The 4549-nt window shown below is 74.0% G+C and carries 6 protein-coding genes; 4 read left to right on the forward strand and 2 right to left on the reverse strand.

Annotation, left to right across the window (positions count from 1 at the left end; translation table 11 throughout):
- Together F2B26_RS14640 and F2B26_RS14645 are read left to right on the forward strand one after the other, a co-directional pair.
- Positions 1-330 (forward strand): EamA family transporter (locus F2B26_RS14640; protein WP_159810611.1); only part of this gene is annotated, 330 nt, incomplete at its 5' end.
- A 102-nt stretch (positions 331-432) separates the two neighbouring features.
- On the forward strand, positions 433-792 hold the full coding sequence (locus tag F2B26_RS14645) for a hypothetical protein (protein ID WP_235929698.1): 360 nt from the start codon (positions 433-435) through the stop codon (positions 790-792).
- 18 nt (positions 793-810) lie between these two features.
- Here the strand turns inward: F2B26_RS14645 and F2B26_RS14650 are convergent, their stop codons facing one another.
- Both F2B26_RS14650 and F2B26_RS14655 read right to left on the reverse strand, forming a co-directional pair.
- Positions 811-1461, reverse strand: coding sequence for a DUF2461 domain-containing protein (locus F2B26_RS14650; protein ID WP_159810613.1), 651 nt, complete (start codon positions 1459-1461; stop codon positions 811-813).
- Positions 1462-1505: 44 nt separating this feature from the next.
- Entirely contained in the window at positions 1506-2912 is a 1407-nt protein-coding gene (locus tag F2B26_RS14655; RefSeq protein WP_159810615.1) for a L,D-transpeptidase, read from the reverse strand.
- 186 nt (positions 2913-3098) lie between these two features.
- Here F2B26_RS14655 and F2B26_RS14660 point away from each other — a divergent pair, with 186 nt between their 5' ends.
- Both F2B26_RS14660 and arfB read left to right on the forward strand, forming a co-directional pair.
- Positions 3099-4202 carry a GGDEF domain-containing protein gene (locus F2B26_RS14660; RefSeq protein WP_159810617.1) on the forward strand — a complete coding sequence of 368 codons (1104 nt, stop codon included), beginning with the start codon at positions 3099-3101 and terminating at the stop codon, positions 4200-4202.
- A 40-nt stretch (positions 4203-4242) separates the two neighbouring features.
- The coding region (gene arfB / locus F2B26_RS14665) for an alternative ribosome rescue aminoacyl-tRNA hydrolase ArfB (protein WP_159810619.1) at positions 4243-4549 on the forward strand (307 nt) is incomplete at its 3' end.

Raw genomic sequence — 4549 nt, forward strand, 5'->3', positions numbered from 1 at the left:
CGCCGCGCGCTCGACCCCGTCGGCGCCTTCGCCCCGGGCACCGTCCCCACGCGCAGCGAGCTGGGCCGGTTCGGCGGCCGGCTGCCGGACGCCCCGTGGTTCTGGGTCGGGGCGAACGCCCTGTTCGGCCCGGTCCTGGGCGTGACCGCGATGGTGTGGGCACTGCAGAGCCTGCAGCCCGGGGTGGTGCAGGCCGTGGCGGCGACGGCGCCGCTGGTCTCCATCCCGGTGGCACGCTGGCTGGAGGGGTACCGCCCGCCGCGGGCCTACTACCTGGGTGCGGTCGTGGCGGTCGTCGGCCTCGTGCTCCTGGCGCTCGCCCAGGGCTGAGCCGCCGGCCCGTCACGCACCGGGGTGGAGAGGATCTTCGCCCCGCGCACCCGGCAGGCCCAGGGTGGACGATGGGACGACCAGACAGACGAGGAGGTCCCCATGGGATCGCGTCACGAGCACCACGGCACGCAGCACCACGAGCACCCGCACCCCGAGAACCACGAGCACCCGCGTCGCTGCCGGTGCCACCGGGTGGGCGATGCGCTCCGGCTGGTGGCGATCGGGCTCACCGTGGCCGCCGTCGTCAAGGAGCTGCGCACCCCCGCGGACGAGCGCACCTGGAACGGGTCCGTCGCCGGGTTCGTGCCCTACGACTTCCGTCTGCCGACGTGCGAGCGGATCCGCGACCGGGTGTGGAACCCGCAGGGTGACCTCGTGGGCCCGCACGTGTTCGGGGTCGGCTGGACGCTCAACGTGGGCAAGGCGGTCGAGCTGGTCAAGGGCGCCGGCGCGCACTGACACCGCACCCGCCGGCGCTCAGTCGGCTGCGGCGTGCTCCTGCAACCAGCCGACGAACCGCTGCGTGAGCCGCCAGTCACGACGCACCACGTCGACCACCTCATCGGTCGCGAGCCACGGTCCGGGTTCGAGCGCGTGCAGCACCGCCAGCCGGCGCCTGCGCAGCAGCGCGATCTGCGGGTGCTCGCGCGACCAGCCGCGCGGTGCCGTGGCCACCGGGTCACCGGGGTCGAGCTCCAGCCCGGTCCGGGCGAGCTCGGCGAGCAGCGCCTGCAGGTCGGCTGCGACCGCGGGGTCGTCCACGGCGGTCCGGAAGGCCGCGAGCTGCGCCGCGCCCGGCGTCCACCACCCACCGCCCAGGGCCAACCCGTCCGCGGACAGCTGCAGGTAGAGCGATCCCCCACCCGGCTGCCCGTCGCCGTGCCCGGCGACGAACGCCGCCTGCTCCTTGTACGGGCGCTTGTCGGCGCTGAACCGCACGTCGCGGTTCGGCCGGAAGACGTGCACCGGGCCGAACTCGTCGACCAGCTCGTCGGCCAGCGCCGCGAGCGGGTCCGCGACCGAGGTCCGGTACCGCTCACGCTGCGACGTCCACCAGGGGCGGTCGTTGTGCGCCCCCAGCTCGACGAAGAACTCGACCGCGTCGGGGCCGAACCCGTGGAAGGCCATGGCGGGAGTGTGCCGCACCGCGGTCGCCCTGGCGACGGGTCGGTTCAGCGGTGGGTGACGACCGCCGTACCGACCGGTGCCCAGGTGTAGATCCACTGCGCCACCGGCACCGGCAGGTTGATGCACCCGTGCGAGCCCGCGTACCCGAACGACGAGCGCCACGGGGCGCCGTGCAGGGCGTAGCCGGAGTAGAAGTAGGAGATCCAGGGCACGTTCGGCGTCTCGTAGCGGGTGCCGTCGGCGTTGTCACCGCGCATCGTCTGGGTGCGCACCTTGGTGTAGATGTGGAACGTGCCGATGACGGTGGGCGTCGCCCTCGCACCGTTCACCATGGCGATCGGGCCGCGCACGACGGTCGAGCCCTCGTACGCCGTCATGGTGTGCGCGGTGAGGTTGACGTCGATCCACTTCTCGCCGTCGGCCGCCGCATAGACCAGGTCGCCCGGGCTCACCTGCTGCTCGACCCAGCTCGCGGCCACCGTGTCGTAGGTAAAGGTGCCGGCGTAGTCGGTACCGGACCGCAGCGCCGCGACCAGCGCGGCGGTGACCGCGTCGACGTTCGTGGCCGTGCGCCCGTCGGCGGGTCGCTGCTTGACGGACATGACGGAGCCCTCGGCGTCGACCACCCGGACGCCGTCGGTGACGGTGACGTTCGTGGCGGCGGCGGCCTGCTCCACCCAGGCGCTCACCTTCGCGGCGTCGACGGTCGCCGAGCCCGACGTGCCGGCACCGGTGGTCACCGCGACCCAGGCGGCCTTGTCCGCGGCGGTCGCCGCGTGGGTGTCCGTGCCGTCCGAGACCGACACGGAGTGCGCGACGATCGCGTTCGCGGCGTCGGCCACCTGCTGCGCCTGGGCGGCGGTCACCGCCGGGGTCGCATCGACCATGGTGAGCGTGACATCCGTGGACCGCAACGACCGCACAGCACCGTCGAGCGCGGCCGCGTAGTCGGTCGGGTCGACCGTCCGGCCCGCGACGGGCGGCGTCACGACGTACGACGCCCCGTCGCCGGCCAGCACGACCGCGGCGTCGGTGCCGCCCTTGCCCGAACCGGCGACCAGGGCGGCGATCACCTCGTCGGAGGTCGTCCGGTCCGGCCGGGCCACCGGCACCACCTCGTGCCGGGACACCAGGGCGACCATCCTGGAGCCCCAGGAGGCGTTGGGCGCGAACACCGCGTCGACGGTCGCGGCCACGTCCACCGGGGACCCGAGCGTGACGAGGGACCCGGTCCGGGTCGCCGACCCGGCGTGCAGCGTCACCTGGACGGTCTGCACCCGCTCCCGCAGCCCGGCCTCGACCTGCGCACGCGTCTGCCCGACGACGGACTGACCGGCCACGGTCGTCCACGGCAGCGCGTGGTCGGCGAAGTGCACGCCGTAGGCGACCCCCGCTGCCAGCACCGGGACCCCGACCGCGAGCGCGATCAGCCCTGCCTTGCCCTTGCCCATCGACCCCCGCCTCCCCGCGCACCTGGGCGAGATGGTCCCACATCGACACCGGCACCCCGCGCACGACGAGCTCGCCACACCCGATGCGCTGGTCGATGCCACACTGGGCCATCCCGGTCGGGCGCCACCCCACCGGGACCCCGTCGGTCGGCTCGCCCGGCGGGCCGGTGGTGGGAGGCGTGGTCCATGAGCAGTCGTTCCGGACGGTCCCGGTCGGCGACGGACCTGGCAACGCTGGCCAGGCGGGTCGTCGCGTTCGGGATCGTGTTCGGTGCGCCGGTGATCGCGAGCACCTGGGTGCGCGAGCAGGCGCACGACCCCTGGGTGCGCTGGGTCTACCCGCCGCTGGGCATCGTGCTGCTCACCTTCGCCTGGGTGCTGACCCGCCGGCCGCAGTGGTCGCAGCAGGCCGCGCTCACGATCCTCGTCCTGCTCGAGGTGGGCTGGATCGCGGTCACCCTCGGACGGGTCGCCGAGAAGCAGGACGCCGAGAGCGCCTGGACCTCCCTCATGCCGACCCCGCTGCTGGCGGTCGTGGTGTGCCTCATGGTCGGGTTCCTGTTCCAGCACGCCCGCACCGCCCTCGTGCACGGCGGGGTGTATGCGGTCGTGTTCACGGTGGTGCTCGCGACCTCGCTGTCCGGGCTGCCGGGCGGTGCGGACTACGTGCGTCAGTCGGTGCGGTACGGGGTCTACCTGGGGGTGTTCCTCGTGCTGCTGCTCGTGCTGTCCCGGGCGAAGGAGCACGTGAGCACCGCGATGGCGGACGCCGCGCGGGCCGATGCGACGGCCTCCCTGCTGCGCGACATGGCCTACCTGGACGAGCTCACCGGCATCGCCAACCGCCGGCGGCTGCTCGAGGAGCTCGGGCACCAGGCGGGTCTGGTCGGACCTGCCCACCCGGTGAGCGTCGTGTACTTCGACCTCGACCACTTCAAGCAGGTGAACGACAGCTACGGCCACGAGCTCGGCGACCAGGTGCTGCGCGTGGTGGCCGACGTGACCGCCCGGCAGGTGCGTCCCGGTGACGTGCTGGCGCGGCTCGGCGGCGAGGAGTTCGCGATCGTGCTGCCCGCGACCGCGCGCGACGACGCGGTGGAGCTCGCCGAGCGCCTGCGCCGTTCCGTCCCCCTCGAGGTCTCCGCCCGGGTGGGGCACCACGTGACGGCGAGCTTCGGGGTCACCGAGCTCAACCCCGAGGAACCGGCGGCCTCGGTGCTGCGTCGCGTCGACGAGCTCATGTACCGCGCCAAGGCCGACGGCCGCGACCGGGTGCAGTGGATGGCCTGAGGCCCCGGGCGACGGTGCGCCGCGTGCGACCATCGAGACCATGACGACCGGGCTGCAGGTGACGGCGTCGCTGGTGATCCCGCGCGCCGAGCTGGGCGTGCGGTTCTCGCGGTCGTCCGGCCCGGGCGGGCAGGGCGTCAACACGACGGACTCGCGCGTCGAGCTGGTCTGGGACGTGGCACGGTCCACGGTGCTCACCCCGGTGCAGCGCGACCGCCTGGTGGACCGGCTCGGGCCCCGGCTGGTGGACGGCACCCTCACGGTGACCGCCTCGGAGCACCGCGAGCAGCTGCGCAACCGGGCCGCCGCCGAGCAGCGCCTGGCCGCACTGGTGGCCGACGGGATCA

Origin of the sequence: Cellulomonas citrea, from assembly GCF_009829685.1 — a bacterium.
Taxonomy (GTDB): domain Bacteria; phylum Actinomycetota; class Actinomycetes; order Actinomycetales; family Cellulomonadaceae; genus Cellulomonas; species Cellulomonas citrea.

What these genes read in the sequence shown, in the direction of transcription:
- F2B26_RS14655 (WP_159810615.1), bottom strand. Translation starts at nt 2,912, where the DNA reads ATGGGCAAGGGCAAGGCAGGGCTGATCGCGCTCGCGGTCGGGGTCCCG.
- F2B26_RS14660 (WP_159810617.1), top strand. Translation starts at nt 3,099, where the DNA reads ATGAGCAGTCGTTCCGGACGGTCCCGGTCGGCGACGGACCTGGCAACG.
- F2B26_RS14650 (WP_159810613.1), bottom strand. Translation starts at nt 1,461, where the DNA reads ATGGCCTTCCACGGGTTCGGCCCCGACGCGGTCGAGTTCTTCGTCGAG.
- F2B26_RS14645 (WP_235929698.1), top strand. Translation starts at nt 433, where the DNA reads ATGGGATCGCGTCACGAGCACCACGGCACGCAGCACCACGAGCACCCG.